The organism is Lacrimispora amygdalina, assembly GCF_003432035.1.
GTDB lineage: Bacteria > Bacillota > Clostridia > Lachnospirales > Lachnospiraceae > Lacrimispora > Lacrimispora amygdalina.
The window spans coordinates 1-18,228 of the sequence record NZ_QOHO01000065.1; the positions used below are offsets into that span (position 1 = coordinate 1).

The 18,228-nt window shown below is 44.9% G+C and carries 17 protein-coding genes and 1 pseudogene; 1 reads left to right on the forward strand and 17 read right to left on the reverse strand.

All coding sequences use genetic code 11. From position 1 onward, the window contains the following. From DS742_RS19425 to DS742_RS19490, 15 genes and pseudogenes are all read right to left on the reverse strand, one after another. On the reverse strand, positions 1-573 hold a 573-nt coding region (locus tag DS742_RS19425; RefSeq protein WP_147325827.1), incomplete at its 3' end, for a type IV secretory system conjugative DNA transfer family protein. Then, a complete protein-coding gene (locus tag DS742_RS19430) occupies positions 566-1,300 on the reverse strand; it encodes a BRO family protein (protein ID WP_117418631.1) in 735 nt (244 codons plus the stop codon). The genes DS742_RS19430 and DS742_RS19425, both read right to left, overlap by 8 nt. Beyond that, on the reverse strand, positions 1,297-1,782 hold the full coding sequence (locus tag DS742_RS19435; protein WP_117418632.1) for a PcfB family protein: 486 nt from the start codon (positions 1,780-1,782) through the stop codon (positions 1,297-1,299). The genes DS742_RS19430 and DS742_RS19435 overlap by 4 nt, the downstream gene beginning before the upstream one ends. After that, the gene (locus DS742_RS19440) at positions 1,779-2,630 is read right to left on the reverse strand and encodes an ATP-binding protein (protein ID WP_117418633.1); all 852 of its coding nucleotides are present in this window, start codon (positions 2,628-2,630) and stop codon (positions 1,779-1,781) included. Before DS742_RS19440 ends, DS742_RS19435 begins: the two co-directional genes overlap by 4 nt. Further along, entirely contained in the window at positions 2,627-3,391 is a 765-nt protein-coding gene (locus DS742_RS19445) for a replication initiator protein A (RefSeq protein ID WP_117418634.1), read from the reverse strand. The genes DS742_RS19440 and DS742_RS19445 overlap by 4 nt, the downstream gene beginning before the upstream one ends. Positions 3,392-3,515: 124 nt before the next feature. After that, positions 3,516-3,686, reverse strand: coding sequence for a hypothetical protein (locus DS742_RS28980; RefSeq protein ID WP_170313528.1), 171 nt, complete (start codon positions 3,684-3,686; stop codon positions 3,516-3,518). Positions 3,687-3,714: 28 nt separating this feature from the next. Then, on the reverse strand, positions 3,715-4,083 hold the full coding sequence (locus tag DS742_RS19450; RefSeq protein WP_117418635.1) for a hypothetical protein: 369 nt from the start codon (positions 4,081-4,083) through the stop codon (positions 3,715-3,717). 28 nt (positions 4,084-4,111) lie between these two features. After that, positions 4,112-4,393: a CD1845 family protein gene (locus tag DS742_RS19455; RefSeq protein ID WP_117418636.1), complete on the reverse strand. Its 282-nt coding sequence runs from the start codon at positions 4,391-4,393 to the stop codon at positions 4,112-4,114. Between the two features lie 154 nt (positions 4,394-4,547). Next, a pseudogene (locus tag DS742_RS19460) lies at positions 4,548-5,267 on the reverse strand (type I restriction-modification system subunit M); the annotation flags it as partial. Next, positions 5,260-5,487 (reverse strand): helix-turn-helix domain-containing protein, encoded by a 228-nt coding sequence (locus DS742_RS19465; RefSeq protein ID WP_117418638.1) that lies wholly within the window; start codon positions 5,485-5,487, stop codon positions 5,260-5,262. The gene DS742_RS19465 and the pseudogene DS742_RS19460, both read right to left, overlap by 8 nt. A 154-nt stretch (positions 5,488-5,641) precedes the next feature. Then, the gene (locus DS742_RS19470) at positions 5,642-5,905 is read right to left on the reverse strand and encodes a DUF6809 family protein (RefSeq protein ID WP_117418639.1); all 264 of its coding nucleotides are present in this window, start codon (positions 5,903-5,905) and stop codon (positions 5,642-5,644) included. Beyond that, positions 5,902-6,267, reverse strand: a complete 366-nt coding sequence (locus tag DS742_RS19475; RefSeq protein ID WP_117418640.1) for a TnpV protein — start codon at positions 6,265-6,267, stop codon at positions 5,902-5,904. The genes DS742_RS19470 and DS742_RS19475 overlap by 4 nt, the downstream gene beginning before the upstream one ends. A 199-nt stretch (positions 6,268-6,466) precedes the next feature. Next, positions 6,467-7,879: a relaxase/mobilization nuclease domain-containing protein gene (locus DS742_RS19480; protein WP_117418641.1), complete on the reverse strand. Its 1,413-nt coding sequence runs from the start codon at positions 7,877-7,879 to the stop codon at positions 6,467-6,469. 62 nt (positions 7,880-7,941) lie between these two features. Next, positions 7,942-8,226 carry a hypothetical protein gene (locus DS742_RS19485; RefSeq protein WP_117418642.1) on the reverse strand — a complete coding sequence of 95 codons (285 nt, stop codon included), beginning with the start codon at positions 8,224-8,226 and terminating at the stop codon, positions 7,942-7,944. Positions 8,227-8,464: 238 nt separating this feature from the next. Then, complete coding sequence (locus DS742_RS19490) at positions 8,465-9,121, reverse strand: flavodoxin family protein (RefSeq protein WP_117418643.1); 657 nt, start codon at positions 9,119-9,121, stop codon at positions 8,465-8,467. Between the two features lie 106 nt (positions 9,122-9,227). Between DS742_RS19490 and DS742_RS19495 the strand changes: the two genes are divergently transcribed. After that, on the forward strand, positions 9,228-9,572 hold the full coding sequence (locus DS742_RS19495) for a winged helix-turn-helix transcriptional regulator (RefSeq protein WP_117418644.1): 345 nt from the start codon (positions 9,228-9,230) through the stop codon (positions 9,570-9,572). A gap of 202 nt (positions 9,573-9,774) precedes the next feature. Here the strand turns inward: DS742_RS19495 and DS742_RS19500 are convergent, their stop codons facing one another. Together DS742_RS19500 and DS742_RS29945 are read right to left on the reverse strand one after the other, a co-directional pair. Further along, positions 9,775-10,107 (reverse strand): plasmid mobilization protein, encoded by a 333-nt coding sequence (locus DS742_RS19500; protein ID WP_117418645.1) that lies wholly within the window; start codon positions 10,105-10,107, stop codon positions 9,775-9,777. Continuing rightward, complete coding sequence (locus DS742_RS29945) at positions 10,107-18,224, reverse strand: helicase-like domain-containing protein (protein WP_117418646.1); 8,118 nt, start codon at positions 18,222-18,224, stop codon at positions 10,107-10,109. The genes DS742_RS19500 and DS742_RS29945 overlap by 1 nt, the downstream gene beginning before the upstream one ends. Positions 18,225-18,228 lie beyond the last annotated feature (4 nt).

An 18,228-nucleotide genomic window follows, 5' to 3' on the forward strand; every position in this document is an offset into this window, starting at 1 on the left:
TCCTATATTATTGTAACCCTTTGGATCGGTAACTACATAAGACGAGTGCATTTGCATGAGATTCGGCTTTACGAAAAATCTCGTTTTACCACTGCCGGAGCCACCAATTACCAAGATGTTTTTATTTCTTGCGTACTTGGGATTCTTTGGTCTTGAGTTCATTGTAATTCGTTCCGTTTGAGTAAGCAGGGCATTGTTCTCAAACTTTTCGTCAATATACGGCTGAATGTCTTTATGAACGCCCCATCTGGCAGAGCCATATTCTCTGCCTTCTCGGAACTTCTTTGCCTTTTTCCCTTTGGTATAGACAATGAATTTTATGACTGCTGCCACAAGAAGTCCTACAAGTAAATCATTCAGATTGATACTCGGCTTGTAGCTCATAGTGTCGATTTCAAGAATCGCTTTCATTATTCTGTCGATGATATCGCCACCGACATAGGCTCTTACATGGCTTGAGAAGATATTTCCGAAATAGAAAAAGGCAAGATAGGGTATGTTTTGTTTGAGTATCTTAGCCCAGTCTTGCCTTTGAAAAAGCTCCTTTATGTCCGTCTGTATCTTCTTAATCACCTTTTGCACCACCTCCAATCAAAAAGAGTAGAAAGCTTCTACCCTTTGGCGTAATAAAAGTCTGAAAACCGACCATGTCATTTTTATTATTAAACCATTCTTTTACCTCGAAATAACCTTTGTTCTTATCCGCATAGGGAAGTAGCCTGTTTCGCTTATCTCTATACAAAAAGCCGTTATCGAGAAGAAAGTTTACAAACTTCTTCTGTGGAATATGAAGCTCTTTTGCGGTATTTCTGATATTCATCAGAAGATTTTTATCCACCAGTTTGTCAAAATATTGTGCTTTAGGCTTAAGTTCGTCAATCTTCCGGTCCTTTTCATACATAAGCCTCTCGGCAAGTAGGACTGCACTTGCGAGTATTTCCTCATTTGATTTTGTTTCTTGATTTTTGATATATCCTCCGTGCTTTCTAATACTCGGCAATACCTCTTTTGTAACCCATCTCTTAAATTCCTTTGCCTGCGGTAGTTTAGAAGAGAGAATTAACGAATAAAGTCCGGACTCATTGATGATATACATATTTCTACCTTGACCTGACTGAACGAATCGTTCTGTCAGCTTGTCCTCATCTTCAATATGGTCTCTTATTGCCTTTTGCGGATTGAGATACCCTAACTTCTCGGCAACTTCTTTTCCAATAAAGAAAAACTCACCGTTTTTTTCTATGACAGTGAGTTTTCCAAAGGTCTGGTTTGAAAATATTTGTATTTGATTATTATTCATAAACTTTGCTCCTTTTGCTTATTCCTTACTTTGTCCTTGGAGATAGTGTCTTTTGCCATATCCTTGAATTTCTCAATATTTTTATGAATGGACTCTTTGGTTTTCTCCTTTTTCTCAATACAGGAAAGTACATTTTGAAAAGCCTTATTCATGACCTTAGTGTCTTTCGCCTGAAAGAATACCGAATGTGTTCCGGTCTCCTTATCTTTCATAACCGAAAATTTAACGCCGTGCTTATTCAGTTCTTTCTTCAGCTCCTTTAGTTCTTCGTCTTTAACATTCAACTCCTCAAGCTGTCCTTTCTTAACCATATCTTTAAGTTTTACTTGACTTCCCTCAGCCTTGATGAGCTTATCAAATCCGCCAAGCTTTTCTGCTTGCTTAAGCAGTTTTTTTAGTATCTTGAATAATTCTTTTGCCGTAGCTTTGGCAAGCCTTACTTCCAAGTTTATTGCTTTGCTTGAAACTTCTTCGTTAATCAAGTTCTTTCACCTCCCTTTAGCAGTCTTTCCTTATTTTGCTTTAACTTTTCTTTTTGTAGCCTCTTTCTGAAATCTTCTCCCATTACCTTAACTGGAATACACATCTCGATAATTCTTGAATAAATCCTTTCATATTCCACACCGTCATCTGAATTTTGTATTTTTTCGTAGGGCAAGTTTGTAGTAAAGATTGTTGGCTTTTTCTTTAGATAGCGACTGTTTACGATGTTATATACCTGTTCTTTGGCATAGCTTGTATCACGCTCAATTCCAAGGTCATCTAAGATAAGCACGGAAACATTGGTTAAGCTTTCTATATATTTGTTCTTATCTAAGTCAAATCCGCTCTTTTGTAAGTCGTTAATTATCTGAGCAAAGTTTCTGATTTTGACCCTTATCATATATTCTTCAATAAGAGCATTTGCGATACAGCAGGCAAGATAAGTCTTTCCGCTTCCGACTGTTCCGCAAAAGAGTAAGCCGATATTTTCTTTTTTCATCTGCTCGTATTCTTTTACATAATTTTTCGCTATGATATAGCTTTTGTCTTTCTCGCCCTTGTAGTTATCGAAGGTATATGCCCATTGGCTCATTGAAATAAAGCAGCTTCTTTTAAGTCGCTCAATCTCCTGTTCCTTTTCTCTTTGTTTCTGCTTTTCAAATCTTTCCCTATCGCATTTGCAGTTATTCTTAAAGATAAATTTCATATCCATAAGGCTTTTAACTTCGCCATCTTTTCTTTCGTGGCAAGTTTTACAATAGGCGTGTCCGTCTTTCATATATTCCGTTTCAGGATCGAAGCTGTATCTAACGCCCTCGATTAAAATCTCAGCCATTTCTTTCATCACAAATAATCTCCCATCTCATAATCTTCTAAGCTATATGACTTAGCTTTATTTGTTTGCTTAATGCTTCCCCGGTCTTTATAGAACCAGGAAAGAATAGTTGCTTTGTGGTCTTTGTAGGTCTTTCCTGTGCTTTGAATGTAGGTTGAAAGCCTTTCAATATAATTATCAAATAGACTTTGTAATATCTCTTTTAGGTCTGTTACTTCAGCCTCTGTTAAAAAGACATTTTGAAATGTTCCATAAGTAGCTTTCCCTAAACTCATATCAGGATTACTATATTCAGTATTATTTCTATTAGGATTACTTCCGTGTACATTCTTCATTTCTTGAGGTGTAGTTTCTACACTTCTTAAGTGTAAATTCTTCACTTCTGAAGTGTAATTTTTACACTCACAGCGAAATACGCTCATAAAGTCTTTAACATAGATAATATTGGGCTTTCCAAGACCTCGTTTCTTTCTTTCGATAAGTCCTATGCCTCCTGTGGTGCTATCAAGCTCATTAAGAATTTTGACTGCGGTCTTATTGGATCTTCCTAAAATATCCATAATCTCTTCCACAGTGAAGATGATATATACTCTGTTTTCTTCATCAAGCCACTTATTCTTAAATGACAGACTTGTTCGCTCCAAAAGACAGGAATACAAAATCTTTGCATCCGAAGATAAGTTCTTAAACCTTTCATCTGTTACTATGATTTTCGGTAGCATATAGTAGCTGAAACGGTCTCCGTCCCGGTTATAAAAATAATCAAATTCCACTTCTATCGCCTCCTCTCTTCTTGATTTTTGGCATAAGAAAAAGCGACTAAGATTTCTATTTCTTAATCGCTTTGTGTCTTCAATATTTGGTTTTATTCATCTCAACAAACTGGAGTTTGTAACTCTACAAAAATTCCAAAACCCCTAAAAGAATACTTGAAGCTGCTAATAATATAACTCCAATAACTTCAAGTATATTTTCAATATTTTTATCTTTTCTATATTGTTTGACAAATTTAGGAGACATAAAACATAAGCCTACTCCAAATAATAAATATCCTATTCCTTTTAACATATTTCTACCTCCACAAATTCTAAGTTGTTTATACCACCCACTTCAAGCTAATGGGATAGATTTCAATAACGAAGTGAGCTTCATTTATCTGTGTTGGCGGATGGGTTTCCGCTATATCAACATTCACACACCCTATAACCTTTTTCGAAAAGTCATCCGTTCCTCCATAAACGATATATTGAGCAGATATATACTCAATACGCCCAGTTTTTTCATCCAGTTCAAGAGGCATTGTTTCAAATGGTTTTTCTATATCAACTCCTAACGAACCCAGGTATTTGGCAAGTTTTGGATAGGTAGATTTGATTTCACGAACATAATTTTTACAATATGCACAGTCACATATATCGCTACTGTTTATCTGCTCATAATACAATTTTGTTTTTTTAATATCCACTCTATTATCCCCACAACTTCAAATTTGTCTACACCGCCTTAATCTTATCATTTATCAATTCAATAAACGCTATCACAGTCGCTCCTATCATCGGAAGCCCATAGGGACTAAATAGGAAACCGATAACCAAGCCCGATATACCTATTCCAATTTCTCCTTGAATGAAAGAAGCTAAAGCCCCAAATATACAGAACACCATAACGATATACAGTAATGCTGTTCCAATACCAAGTAAGAATGTCAGGAAAGCAGTCAGAATTGATAAAACAAGACTAATCGGAAATAAGATAATTTTTAATATCCATCGCATACACTACCTCTTTTCTCTTCGGCTTATGTGCTGCTTACAACCATTATTTTAATGGATAATAGCTCTAAGCAACACATAAACTACCAGTTTCTTCAGTTTTTAACTTTGGTAGAAGCTTCAAAACCTTTGGTTTTACTGAACTATTTGCCTCTGTCATTATTATGACACGAGACCCACACGCAGGGTCATAGACTTTGTTGATTTCGGTCTTGCCAACCGTGCCAAGTCTGGTAAGCAACTCGGAAACGTCAGCAGGGGTAAAGAACTCACCTCCGGATTTGCCTGCTCCTGATGCGTACATGGTCATCAGATATTCGTAGGCATCGCCAAAGGCATCAATATCGTGGTCTTTCACGTCGCCAAGGTTCATATTGGCAACGCCGTGCAGAAGCTTGGCAAGGCGTTCGTTTCTCTTTGCCACGGTAGAGCCGAGCTTGTTGCTGTTTACGTCAAAATCGGCAAACAAGCCGTCAAAGCTGCTTTCGGAAGTGGAGCCTTTTGCAGAGGCTTCGATGTGGTTGAACACACGCTCCAAGGTCTCATTCAGATTTTCATCATTGTCGGCTCTGCCGTTGACATTGCAGAACAGCTCGGACGGAGGAATGAAAAAGCCCTTTTCTTCAACCAAGCCCTCACGAGCTTCCTCTGCATCATTATCGGACATCTTTGCGTAATCGAAATCGGTATTACCGGCATCCTGTTCACCGGCGTTGATGTAGTTGGTCAGATTTTCGGAGATATATCTGTAAAACATCGTGCCGAGGACGTAATTCTTGAAATCCCATCCGTCCACAGCACCACGAAGCTCGTCTGCAATCGCCCATATCGCACGATGCAGCTCATCACGTTCTTGTTCTTTCTTTGTATCAATCATTGTTTCCGTTCTCCTTTTCATCGGGTATAAATTCCAGAATATCGTCAACGCCGCAGTTGAGAGTTTTGCAAATCTTCTCAATACTATCGAGAGAAATATAATTGTCACGCTTGATACGGGTAATGATATTAGCACTAAATCCGGCTTTTTCCATCAGCTCTGCATTAGTCATACCTTTGTCGATCAATAAGTGAAATAACTTTTTGTATGTTACAGCCATAGCGAATCCCTCCTTAACATTAACAATTATTATATCACGAAATCGTGAATTTTTCAATAGCTTTGCTTAAAGTCCTAAACACTAAAATTTCTACCCAATATGTCCAAAGGGACTTGCACCCCTTTGGAGCGCAAGTCCCACTTGAAATATTCTGTTATTCTTCCATGACCTCTAACATCATTCGTGCACCCAGCTTAAAGCCATTCTGAAAGATCAAACAGTCTGTATTGGTTTGATGCTCTCGCACGCAATCGTTGTATTTCTCAAATAACTCTTTCTGCTCATCCGTCATGGTGGCTTTGAGTTTTTCTTCGTTCCTGCAAATCAGTTCCAGTAGTTTCTTGTATTCTTTGCAAGAGGATGTGTTATACTCGGTTGGTTCGATGTTGCCGTACCAAAATTCTTCAAGGATTCTCATACCACATCCTCCTCGTAGATCATTTCTTGTAGCACGATTTCCTCTGCACGGTTGCGGATGCTGTTCATCGCTCCGACCCATGCCATCTGGTCAGCTTCTTTCATGCCTTCTGTCACACCCTCAGCTACTTTCATTTGCTCGATAATAAGTTCAAGGCGAGCTTGAGCCTGCTCATTCAAATCAGCCAGATACGTCCACAGTTCACCGCTAAGGCAAAGATCGTTGAAGCGGATAGGGTTATGCTCCTTAATGTAATCTCTGTGCATACGCCCCCACCGACCAATAGGTCTGGTTTCCTCCGGCAAGCGAATATCGGGAATATAGTAATCACCGCAACGAATATAGTTCAGTTCCTGCATCATATGTACCTCCAATAAGATTCAAACATTCTGTTAAAGATAGAAAAAGGCGATACCTGGTTGTGAAAACCAAGTATCGCCAATTTTTCTTGTCGCACTCCTGTACGGCAGCTACCCTATGCCAGTAATGTTCTCATACTGTCTTATTGAGGGTTACCCGATCCGCACCCTTTTGGGGGAGTGCAGACCGTGGCTTTTTGCTTTAACGGAAGTTCTTCTTTTCCTCTTTCTCCTGTTCTTTTTCCTGCTCTTTCTGCCTGTCGATATTCAAAATCGTTTCAACCGTCCGTTTGGCAATCAGTAATTCTTCTTTCTCTTTTCTGATCTGACGGTACTCAGCATAGTCCTGTTTCTTCTGGACTGCCAGCTGATGAAACTCCTCATACAACGATTGCATGGATGGGAGCTTTGTAATCTGCAATTCGTCAAAGGCTTGCTTCGCCGCTTTATGAAGTGTGATTTCCTGACGGTGTTCCTCAAAGAACTTTTTGCTATATCCAGACTTGCGGTATTCGATATAGATTTGTCTTGTGTTGCGATAATTTTTGATGTGCTGCTGCAACGCCTGAACCTCAACCATTCGTTTTTCTGCGGCCTTGATAGAATCGGAAAGCGCATCGAATCGGGCAGACAAATTTTCAATATGAGCGGTCAGATCGTCGTAGTTGCCCAAGCCTTTTTCTTTCAGAAGAATAACGGTTCGGGCAGCTTCTTTTCGGTTGAACTTCTTCGCCCACTTTTCATATCCGATGGTTTTTCCTTCAGCCATCTTTGCCTGAATATCAATCAGCATCTGGAACTGCTTCGGGGCAGGAGCCTTGGCAGAACTTCCTTTTGATTTATGCAGGTTCTTACCGGAGATAACAGCTTGAATTTCCTCTTTGCTATATCCTTCGCCCAGAGAACGCAACCGAATGAAACGCTTCTGATTCTTGCCCTTGAACGCAGGTTGCTTTCCGTCCTTGAACTCAAATCCCATATCAGCCAGAGCCTGAACAAAGCCATCAAAGCTCTTTGGTTTCTGCTTCAGCACCGCATCAATCACATCACATAATTCGTCACGCTGGGTACGCTTCTTGGGATAAACGGTTCTTTTCTGACGTTCTCGATACGGCTTCGGTGTAATGATAGACAACCCGTGTTCCAGGCAAACCATATCGCTGAGTTTTTGAACTGCCAGGCCGGAAAGGAAGAAGTTTTTGAATTTCCGTGTGGAATCCAGCGAGGTCGAATTATAAATGATATGGTTGTGAATATGGGATTTGTCGATGTGGGTCGCAACGATGAAAGCGTGTTTGCCCTTTGTCCATCGCATCGCTGTTTCATAGCCGACCTGGTTCGCTTCTTCCGGAGTGATTTCTCCCGGCTTAAAGGACTGGCGTATCTGGTATGCGATGATATTGTTCTTCTGCTGTCTGCCGGTAATATGCTGATACTGCCGTTTGGAAAGCAGAAATTCTTCATCTGCTGTCTTTGGATCACACTCATAGGAGCTGATAAATTCGCCATCGTTGGTTTTCGCTGCGTTTTGTGAGTAGTTTGTTCGGTCAGCCAGACATTGAGCGACCGTCTTTCCCTTATTTATATGGAGTGCAATCAATCTTGTTGCCGCCATTCTCATCACTTCCTTCCCAAAAAGAAAAAGCCACTGATCGGTGACTTTTCTCTGATATTATCTTATGACCTGATAAATGCGCCCAAACTATCTCTTATATTCTCGACTTTCATAACAACCCAGACGAGCAGGAACACCGCCGCTATTGTCGCAATTCCAAGAACCACAAGGATAGCCAGGGACTGCCACAAAGCTTTTACAACGCAGTAAATCGCAGAGCCGCCAATAATCAAAAGCAATAAACCAATTACATAGGACACAATGTTTGTAAGCAGATTTCCAAGAATACAAATCACTTTTACAAGGAACAGCACCGGAAGTGCCAATATCTTCAATACCAGCTTCATAGGCTCAACCCCTTTCTTCTAACTACATTGTACAAGGGTATCTGCAATAACGCAATGATGTCAACCCTTATGTAAAAAGAAAGGGCGCAAAGGATTCTATCTCCTCTGCACCCTAATGTTTTTCGGATTCAGTTCGTCAAACTGGTGTTTATCGAACAGAATAACAAATAGAAAAGTGTTTCACAAAAAACCATGGCAGCGGCATTTGGGGTTGTCCCCCTGTCCTTGCTATGGTGCTTTATCTCTTGTTGTCGTTCCGTTTGATAAAATTGGTGCAGGCACTTGTTTCTGTCTGAGGATATGGAACACCGTTTCGTTTTCCTTCCGAAAAACATCTCATCATCCACACCATATTTCTTGCAAGATTTCGCATGGTCTGCATTCCTTCTTCGTCCTGCGGAGCTTCCTCGGCATATAAACCATGCACCATATTCCAGTATGTGGAACCGGCAACCGGCATTTGAGCAATACCAAAATATTTATTCAAAGCATCCAGCGCAGCTGTTGTTCCTCCACGCCTTGCGACCGCAACCGCCGCACCCGGCTTGAACTGAAATGCTTCATATACTTCGTCTTTGCCGTTGCTGTAAAATGCCCGGTCAAGAAAAGAAAAAATTCTGCCGCTTGGGTGTGCAAAATATACCGGCGTTGCAAAGACAAAGCCGTCCGCTTCCCTTGCCTTTGCTACAAACTCATTTACCCCATCCTCTTTGAACACACATTGCCCTGTTTTTTGACAGGAGTTGCACTGTGTACAATCCGCCAGAGGTTTCCCGCCTAACTGAATGACTTCCGTTTCAATTTTTTCTTCTTCAAATATTTTTATCATTTCTTCCAGTGCTTTCATGGTAGTGCCATGAATGTGGCTGCTTCCGTTTACGAATAAAACCTTCATTTTCAAATCCTCCTGATTGACTTTGTTCGGGTTTTATTTTACAATATTTGTTGCAAAAAAGGAAGAACGCACTATTTTAATAGATACTATCAAAAAGGAGAGTACTATGAAAGCACCATATGAAAAAGTTCAAATTGAGCCGTTTAATTATGCTGTTTCCCTGATCGGCGGCAAATGGAAAATGCAGATTTTATTTTGGTTGTGGAAAGATGAAATTATGCGGTACAGTGAAATCAAAAAAGCACTTGGAAATGTGACCCACAAAATGCTGTCCAACAAGTTAAAGGAATTGGAAGCGGATGCCTTGATTATCCGACATGAATATCCTGGCGTACCACCTAAAGTGGAATACTATCTTTCAGAAAAAGGGAAATCTCTCATGCCTGTTTTACAGTCAATCTGCCTATGGGGGCATGAGCATTTCCCGGAAACTCTATCTGGTAAAGGTTGAATTTTATTCCGGAATCGTGGTTTGTGACCAATCAAATCCCCGTTTGTATGGGTTCGATAACTCCCGATTTATCAATCTGTTTCCTGACGAATTTCTTTGACAACATTGTAGTGTATCAATGTGAATAATTCAACCAACGAAAGATATTTCCCTATGTAAAAGCCGCAGCCGAAACTGCGACTTCCCGACAAGTTGTCGGGGATTACTGGATTGAGGACAGGCGAACAAGAACTTCTCTCATGTCCGTCCAGATTTCCTCCAGTCGTTTTTGCAAATCCTCGATGTCGACATGGTAGATGCTGCCTGTTTCGTTCGCTCGCTTTGCGTACTGGTTCAGGTTGTTGGAGCAGATTCGCAGGAGCGAAACCAGGGCTTTCACATCCTGCAAATCCAGTCTGATGCAATAACCATCCAGAGCCATTTTCCGCAGATAGGCTCCCATGCTGCGGATGCCAAGCTCGTCCTTCTTCTCATGGATTCGCTCGACCTCCTCCTTGGATGCAAGGAAATGAACATCCTGGTCTCGCTTTGCCATTACAACACCTCCTCACGGGTTTCAGAGTATTTTGCAGGCGGGATATGCTCCGCTTTGGATTTCAGATCAGCCAATACAGAAGGACGCTCCGACTCGCTTTTTTCAGCACGATTTTCCGCAGAGTCCTCCATATTTAGGGCTGCATCCAGTTCTGCCAGTCGCTGACTTTTTGCTGTCAGCTCTGCTTCCTGCGGGAACGGTTTTCCAACCTCCGCCTTGGCTGCTTCCTGCTGATTGTAGAGGTTATTCAGCTGTTCATTGGCTCGTTCTAAGCGCTCAGGAATGCCTGCAAGGGCATTGTCCAGTCGGGTGATATTTCCTCGTACATCGGTGCCAAGGGCTACTCTGTGGCTCACAGCGCCCTTCAGGGTCACATCGAACTCATTTCGGAAGCTGTCAAACGAAAGCTCCATCTGAAAGCCACGGTAACTGCCAAGCGGAACCGGAACCGGATCGACGCTTTTGGTATCCTTACAAGCCGCAAGGAGGATTTCACCGGCATCTGCCTTTTCGGTGTAGGATTTGCCCATGATTTCCATGCCGCAAAAGCCCTCGGCAATCTGAGGGTGTGCTTCCACGGTTTTAATATCAGCTTCAAAGCCATGAATATAGCCTGTCTGCTTTTCAATCTCAGCCGGGAAGTATTTCAGAAGCTTATCTTCCATGCGGTACTGCTGGCTCTGGTGGTCAGCTTTCAGCACCTTCAGCCTTGCCACATCAATGTCCAAGTCCATCTTTTCCTTGATAAGCGGATTGCCGGCACACAGCGCCTTGATCTCCGCATAGGACAGCGCCTGCTCATCCACATCGTCACAGGAGCGAACCGGCGATTTGGAGGTCATAATCTGAGAAATAAACTTCTGCTTGTTTTCCAAGGTCTGATACAGGTAGGCATCGAAGGTTCCCTCGGTCACATACTGGTACACCTGAACCTCCTTGTTCCGGTTGCCCTGACGGATGATACGACCATTTCTCTGGGTCATATCAGACGGACGCCAGCCCACATCCAGATGGTGAACTGCCACCAGCTTGTCCTGGACGTTGGTTCCTGCGCCCATCTTTTGCGTGCTTCCAAGCAGCACTCGCACCTGTCCGGTACGAACCTTGGCAAAGAGGTCTTTTTTCTTTGCCTCGGTATCTGCATCATGGATAAAGGCAACTTCTTCCGCAGGCACACCGTTTGCAATCAGCTTGGTTTTGACATCATCATAGACATTAAAGGTTCCGTCATTTTTCGGTGTGCTGAGGTCACAGAACACCAACTGGGTCAATTTGTCAGCCTGACCATCCTGCCAGATACGCAGGATATTTCCTACGCAGGCATTGAGCTTGCTGTCAGGGTCATCGGGTAACAGAGGGTTCATCAGCCGCTGATCCAGCCCCAATTTTCGTCCGTCGCTGGTAATCTTTAGCATATTATCTACGGACGGGTCTACAATACCGGCATGAACATCCGCCGCTCTTTCTGAAAGGGAAGCCACCATATCCTTCTGGTACTCAGAGGGCTGAACCACAACCGTTTCAAACTTTGCTTCGGGAACAGGGAGATGCAACTGGTCAGAGGTCTTGATGTCGGCAACCTCCTTGAACATATTCATCAGCTCAGGCAGATTGAAGAACTTTGCGAATCGGGTTCTGGCACGATAGCCGGTTCCTTCCGGTGCAAGCTCAATCGCTGTCGTCGTTTCTCCGAAGGTCGATGCCCAGGAATCAAAATGGGTCAGGTTCTTTTGCTGGAGTGTACTGTACTGGAGATAGCGCATGACCGTATAAAGCTCGGTCATCGAGTTGCTTACGGGAGTACCGGTTGCAAAGATCACGCCACGCCCGCCGGTCAGCTCATCCATATAGCGGCACTTCATAAACATATCCGAAGATTTCTGAGCTTCGGAGGTGGACAGACCTGCCACATTTCGCATTTTTGTGTAGAGGAACAAATTTTTGAACGCATGGCTTTCGTCCACAAACAGCCGGTCTACACCCAACTGCTCAAAGGTAATAACATCATCCTTCTTGTCTGCGGCAAGGAGCTTGTCCAGTCTGGCTTCCAGTGATTTTCGTGTTTTCTCCATCTGCTTGATCGTGAAGTTTTCACCACGCTGCCATTTCAGCTCCGCAATCGCACCCTCAATCTCATCAATCTGCTCCCGCAGCTGCCGTTCCTGCCGTTCAGCAGAAAGCGGGATTTTTTCAAACTGGCTGTGACCGATGATGACTGCATCATAGTCACCCGTTGCGATACGAGCGCAGAACTTCTTGCGGTTTGCTGTTTCAAAATCCTTCTTGGTAGCAACAAGGAGCTTGGCGCTCGGATAGAGGTGTAGAAACTCATTTGCCCACTGTAAAGTCAGATGATTCGGCACAACGAACAGGGATTTCTGGCTCAATCCAAGCCGTTTACTCTCCATAGCCGATGCTGCCATCTCGAAGGTCTTGCCTGCACCAACTTCGTGTGCAAGCAGCGTATTTCCACCATATAGCACATGAGCGATAGCATTTCTCTGGTGTTCACGGAGGGTAATATCCGGGTTCATGCCGCCGAAGCGGATATGAGAGCCATCATACTCACGAGGTCTGGTGGAGTTAAAAAGTTCGTTGTACTTGGTGGAAAGGGTTTCTCGTCTGTGGGGATCTCTCCAAATCCAATCTCGGAACGCATCCTTGATTGCCTGCTGTTTCTGCTGTGCCAGGGTAGTTTCTTTTTTGTTGAGAACACGCTTCTGCTTACCATCTGCATCTTCAATCGTATCATAGATACGAATATCTTTCAGATTCAGCGTTTCCTCCAGAATCCGATATGCGTTGGCTCGCTCTGTACCGTAGGTGACATACGCCGCCACATCGTTGTAGTTGGGAGAACTCTTACCGTTGATGCGCCACTCTGCGGTCAGCTCGGAGAACTTGACCTCAATGGAACGGCGCAAGTAATACGGCGTTTCAAAGGTTTCCTCCATAAACTGCTGAATATAATCGGCATCAATCCATGTTGCACCCAAACGCACATCAATCTCGGACGCATCCAAGTCCTTCGGCTGTGCTTTCTGCAAGGCTTCCACATTGATGCGGAAGGAAGAATCCCTGTCTGCCGCCATCTGTGCGACACGCAGCTTGCTTCTTACATCACCGGAAAGGTACTCATCGGCAGTCTGCCATCCAACTTCCACAGCATCGGGAGCCATCGGGTCTTTGAAGATCACCCCTCGAAGCTCTGCCTGAATCGCATCATATTCTCCGGGCGTTCCAAGCAGCTGCGCCATAAACGGCAGATCCACCTTGCCACGCTCACCAATGGAGATTGCCAGCGCTTCGGACGGAGTATCTACGCTCGTCACTCTGCGTTCCGGCTTGATGGTTCGCTTGGTAAACATATCCGCCTTGCTTTTCAGATTGCCGTCCTCATCCACATTTTCCAGAGAACACAGCAGATAGTAGGAGGAATCGTCGGCAAATGCCTGACCGTTGGCTCGGTTATTGATAAGCCCGTTCTTTGTGGCAAACGCATCATAGGCATCATTCAGTTCTGCCTGCTTCTGCGTAATCATTTCATCCGGGTAATCCTCAAGCTGATATTCAATCAGTTGGTTGACGATACCACGGAGTTCCACCATGCCCATCACACGGTCTTTTGCTTTCTCGTTCAGCTCTACACGGCGCATCAAGGAGTTTTCACGGAAGTACACATCACCATCCACCACAGTATAAGAGAAATTCTTTACATCCGGGGTTGCAGGAATGGTTTCGATTTCCTTGCCCTTGTCAGATTCGGGAAGTTCCACCGCCTGATAGGTTCCTTGAATATGGGAAACTGCTTCTTTCAGAAGTTCGGACAGTTCCATGCCCTCAATGGGACGCACCGTAATATCCATACCGTAGGCGGTACTTTCTTCCACCGTATCGCCCAGAACCATTTCAGGATGAGTGACAAAGTAGCTGTTCATGGTGTGTCCTTCTTCGGTGCGGTCAAGATTTACCCATTCCGGAACAATGTCAATCGGGTGGTCACGCTTTTGCAGGAACAGGATGTCGGACACAACTTCCGTACCTGCGTTTTTCTTAAAGGCATCGTTTGGCAGACGGATTGCACCAAGCAGTTCCGCCCTCTGCGCCATATATCGCCTTGCGTCAGAGTTCTTGGAATCCATGGTGTAACGGCTTGTCACAAAAGCGACCACACCACCGGGACGAACCTGATCCAGAGCCTTGGCAAAGAAATAGTTGTGGATGGAAAATCCCAGCTTGTCATAAGGCTTATCGGACACTTTGTAGTTGCCGAAAGGAACATTGCCCACAGCCAGATCGTAGAAGTCTCTGCGGTCTGTCGTTTCAAAGCCAGCCACTTTGATTTCTGCATTGGGATAGAGCTTCTGAGCAATTCTGCCGGTGATGGAATCCAGTTCCACACCATACAAGCGGCTGCTCTGCATTTCAGGGGGCAGCATACCAAAGAAGTTGCCGATACCCATGGCAGGCTCCAGAATATTTCCCGTTTCAAAGCCCATCTGTCCGACCGCATCGTAGATGGAGCGAATGACCGTGGGACTGGTGTAATGTGCGTTCAGGGTGGAAGCTCTTGCCGCAGCATATTCATCCTCGGAAAGCAGGTTTTTCAGTGTCTGATACTCCTGCGCCCAATTTCCCTTGTCCGGGTCAAAGGCATCTGCCAGACCGCCCCAACCGACATAGTTCGACAAAATCTCCTGTTCTTCGGAAGTGGCGTTCCTGTTCTCACTTTCCAGTTTGAACAGGGTTTCAATGGCTGCGATGTTTCTTGCAAATTTCTGCTTCGGTCCACCTTCACCGATGTTGTCATCCGTGATGTGGAAGTTCACCGCAGGAACAGGTGGGATTTCTCTGGTGGTGATGGACTGCTCAAGCTGAGCGATAATGTCCATGACTTCGGCATTCTGCCATCCGTCCACCTTGGCATAATCCTGAATGATGGTGTCATTGCCATCTACACACTGTACGAAGTCCAGACTACCCGGCAGATCTCTGGTATCCATTGCACCCAGGGCTTTTCTCTGCGTGTCAGGAAGTGCATAGTAGGCTCGCAGGGCATCATCAAAGGAACTGTATTCCTTGATGTCCAGCGCCCCCCGCTTCTGAATATCCTCGGCAACATAAAAATGGTCGATGAAGTGTTCCGGTTCCTGCTGTTCGGGTTCCGCACTGGCTCTGACCTGTGCGTGTGCCTTTTCGTCAGGGTAGTCCCCGTAGATACGGATGCACTTATGCTCCTGCTGATCGTAAACGGCAGCACCATCGTACTTGAATCCGTCATCCTCCATGGTTCCGTCCACATAGCCCTGGGCGGCTTTTTCCGCTTCTTCCAGAGTGTAGTAGTCCAGTTTATCATCGAAGCCGTTTTCAAAGTGATGATAGGCGGCAACCAGATAGCGGCGCTCCTGTTCTGTTTCAGGGACAATTTCGTTCGGATGTTTCTCTGCAACTGTCCTTAACGCAGCGTTTTTCTCATCCTGAGAGAGCATACGCTCAAAGTTTTCACGATTCTCGGCACGGAAGATCGGATAGGCAAGGGAAGGGTCACGCAGCTGAACCTCTCTGTCCGTGATCTGCTCCACACGGAAAGCAGTATCGTCCAAATATACCGTATCACCGACCTGATAGTTCCATGCCGGTTCTTCAAGGGCGGGTTCTTCCACAACTTCGGCAGACTCTGCCACAGGCGCTTCTGGCTGAACCGACTCCATCGCAGCTACGGACTGACGAACTTCCTCCAGATAGTCATTAGCAAGCCATTCATCCGTGAAATATTCCGTAACGCCTTCCGGATCTACATAGTAGTCATCAGTCTGGCTATCCCAGATTGCATATTCGCCATCCTCGGTATCAATTACTGCGAAACGGTCATAAACATCTTCCAAGGGATCAACCTTGGCTTCTTCGATAGCCTGTCGTTCCGCTTCTTCCTCCGGACTGAGGTAGCGTCCCTTTCGCATCAGACCGTCGATTCTCTGCACCACCTGCGCCCAGGACATCTGCAATTTATCGCAGCCACTCTTTGTGTAAGCAACACCCTTGGCATCGTGATCCTGACCGCTGTGCGTTGCGCCGGAGCAAGCGTGGGAATGACCACCGGTTCCGTATTCATGCTTCAGGAAGTCCATCTTTTCCTTGGCAGAATGATTCTCCTGCCAGTAGTTATAAATACGGGCTTTGCCACCGGAAAAGCCGCTTCCACGGGTCAAGTCTGCATTGACTTCGTCATCCGTAATGAACTGGCGGACAAGGGGCATCTGCATCATATCGGTCTGATACTCACGCAAAGGCAGATTCAGTTCATACAGCTGCTTCTGGATGAGATTCAGTTTGTGATAGTGAAAACGAAGCAGATCGGGATTTTCCGCAAGGGCTTTTCTGAATTCCGAATACTGCTGCACCAAGGTTGCGTGGAAACGAGGGTCATCCAACTTTTCAGCCAAATCTGCGGTTTCATCAGGGAAACCACGAAACGGTTCCTGATGGAGAATTGCCAGATAGTTGCTGGTACGGGCTTCTTCACTCAAATCGTGATAAAGATGCCACAGGGATTCTGCCAGCTTCTGACGCTCATATCCGGGCGCTTCTACCAGTTCCACATTAGTTGCGAACTGACCATTTTCAAGAAGTTCTCCAATGCGCTCGGCAACCGTTTCCCAAGAAACGATCTGCGCCCTGGGGCTGTCAATGGCAGAGGAACCTTTGGCAAGATGGATACCGTCCTCGGCATACCACGCACAGATATTCCCACTATCTTCTTTCAGACCATAACCGCCGTGATAGACCTGCTTTAAGGTCTGGACAATTTCTTCCAGCGGCTTCTGCTTCATATATTCCAGCGCTACGACTTTTCGGGCTTCATCGGTATTGCTGCCAAGCAGAAGAAAGTGGTCGATTTCTTCCTGGGCAAAAGAAAAAGCAGAGGGCGTAAAGCTCTCTGCTCGGTCGATAAAACTGATTTGTTCATTTTCGGAGAGGAAAAGGTTCAGACTCAGCTGTTGATAAGCTCCGTCATCACGACTTCCTCTGCCTGTGCTTTCAGGCTGTTCATGTGCTGTACCCACGCCATCTGCTGCGTTTCTTTGTCCGGTGCGGGGCTGTCCTTCAGGTACTGCTCCATCAGAAACTCCACTCTGGCTTTCGCCGTTTCCTCGATCTCCCACAGGTGTGGGAACAGGCTCTCCGTCAGAATCATGTCGTTCAGGAGCATCGGATTGTTCTGCTCCAAAAATGCTCGACGCATCCTGCCGTACTTGCCCAGAGGTTTCTCTCCCTCGTTCTCCAACTGAAGGTTCGGAATCTGATAATCTCCTGCCTGTCTGTAAGTCATCTCGCTCATAATCTGCACTCCTTTCAGCAGCTCTGATCTGCTCATGTTCTCCAATCGCTTTTTCGATTTCCTGAAACATCCTTGTACTGATGGCATTCACCGCAGTACCAAGGGCATTTACCGTCTGTCTGGTGTTAAAATCAAACACCTTCTGGAAATCCTCATGCTCGAAGTAGTTATCGGGACTTTCCACGAACCGGCAATACATCGTGTAGGATACGCTGTTTGTCACCGCATTTTTGAAAGCTACTTCGATGTTGAGTTCATCATACTCCTCAAGGAAGCTGTTGGCAACGATGTCGAGGAGCTGCTTTTTGTAATCGTCCCAATACTCAGCCGCCAGTACAGATGCAATATCTTCAAGCTGTGCTTCCAGCACCCCGTCAGCGGCAACACCGAAGGTACGCTCCATCGCTTCCATGACATAGGAGCGGTTTTCAGGCGTCACCTCCCACGGTTTCAGTTCCGGGGAAGAACGGCGAACGCCGGTATCCGCCACATCAAACACATAGCGCAGATACGGTTTATCCTTGTTCATCACAAACAGGGCAATACCGGTAGAGCCACGCTTTACATATCTGCGGTAATTTTCAGCGTTCCAGTCCTCATAAGGCTTGCAAAAGGTCGCATTGGGGCGCTGGGCATAAATCATCACCTGTTCCGGATAGGTGAACTCATAGTTGCGGGACATCGTTCTCAAAAACGAAGTCCAGTTATCTGTGTTCGAGGTGATTTTCCCAATCGTTTCTTTTGCTAACCCGGAATAAAATCGCTCTTTTGCGTTCATTGTA